This is a genomic window from Nocardia sp. NPDC004568 (genome assembly GCF_040609955.1).
GTDB lineage: Bacteria > Actinomycetota > Actinomycetes > Mycobacteriales > Mycobacteriaceae > Nocardia.
The window spans coordinates 1-1,510 of record NZ_JBEXLL010000187.1 but is presented as its reverse complement, the minus strand read 5'-3'; the positions used below and the strand labels follow the sequence as shown (position 1 = coordinate 1,510).

The 1,510-nt window shown below is 60.8% G+C and carries 1 protein-coding gene; it reads right to left on the bottom strand.

Annotated elements, in window-relative coordinates; all coding sequences use genetic code 11:
* Positions 1-122: 122 nt before the first annotated feature.
* Positions 123-1,349: a hypothetical protein gene (locus ABZV91_RS32455; RefSeq protein ID WP_355249530.1), complete on the bottom strand. Its 1,227-nt coding sequence runs from the start codon at positions 1,347-1,349 to the stop codon at positions 123-125.
* Positions 1,350-1,510: the final 161 nt, after the last annotated feature.

The window sequence follows — 1,510 nt, the reverse complement described above, 5'->3', positions numbered from 1 at the left end:
CGCTGGGCTACCAAACCCCGGCCGGATACGCTGCCACCTGTATCCACCGATAACCGACTCTCACTCCCGGTGGACCACATCACGGGGACCCGTCACACCCACCGGGCTCCAGTCAAAACGGGTCAGCGTGGTCTCCAGTAGGTTTCGGGGGCCAGATAGGCGGCAAGCTCCAGCACGACTTCGTTTGATGGTGTGCCGTCGCCGCTTTTGATGTGAGGTGCGGGACAGCGGGCCGGTATTTCCAGTCCGCGAGGCTGGAGGGGAGTGGTCAGATCCTCGTGTGGTTGCAGCCCCAGCGCCCTGTGTGCTTCGGTGTTGAGCACATCCATGTCAGGTTCCGGCAATGCGTGTTCGCGTTCGAACTTGCCGACCAACCGTTGGAAGCCGACCCTGGTGAGTAGTGCTCGTTCTGCTAGAGCCGGAATCGAACGCCGGAACATATCCTGCTTCAACTCCGGCGATAGCGACGGCGCTGCGAAGTGGAACTTGCTGACATCCAAGGCAGCAATGTCCACTTGTGTATTGACCCGAAGTTGCAGGTCTTCAAGCCCCGTCCCGGTAACTTCAGCTATGAACTCGTTGTAGTCTAGATTCGTACCCCCGCCTTTCTCCATCCCGTGCTTGAAACCGTCATACCACTGTCTCATTACCTCGTCGTCCAGATCTCGGGAGCGGCGATACTCCTTGTAGAATTCCTCGTACTTGCCCCCGGCCTGACATTCACGCCAGAAATCGTCGATGGGCCTGCGGAGGACTCTCGACATCGCCGAATAGAACTCGACGCTCGGTCCGAACGATGTGAAACCGCGGTAGACGCGGCCGGATTCAGGCGGTATCAGCACGGTGAGCGGCTCCCTGCGTTCGGCGTGTGTGCGGACTGTGTCGAGTGCCTGACGCAGTGGTTTGTCGGTGACGAATCCGGAGGTCACGCCGTGCCATGCACGGATGGCCTCGTAGCGGGCGATCTTCGGGGCGTCGGGATTGGGCCGGGTCGAGATGTATCCCTTGTAGACGGCTTCTTTGAAGCGGTTTCCGATGTCGTGCGCAGCGTTTGGATTCTCCTGGAGACGACGGTGGGCCGTGGCGGCGTGCCTCGCCCGAAGTTCGATAAATGATTCTCGCCTCGTACCGACCTCCAGCGTCTGCGGAGGTCGATCGACGGTGCTGTCCTCATCGCGGTTCGGGTGATACCGGCCACGGCGGTCGACGATGAGTCCGCTTCCCTGATCGGCGCCAGCGAGGATGTTGGCCGAACTGCGGGCACGGTCCGCCCCGAAACGCCTGTGTCCTTCGGCGGCAGCTGCAGCCGCTCGTGTCAGCTTGTCGCGCAATTCATCAGTTGTGACCAAGAGGGCTCGTAGCAGGCGCGATCCTTGCAGAGGCTCCCACGCTCCTTCCGTCCAGGACCGAATGTCTGAGGTTCACCCCGAATGGTGGACAGGGGATCAAGCAGCCGTAGCAGCTGCCGATAGTGATTGTTCATAAGCGATCGGGCTGATCATCCCGATCG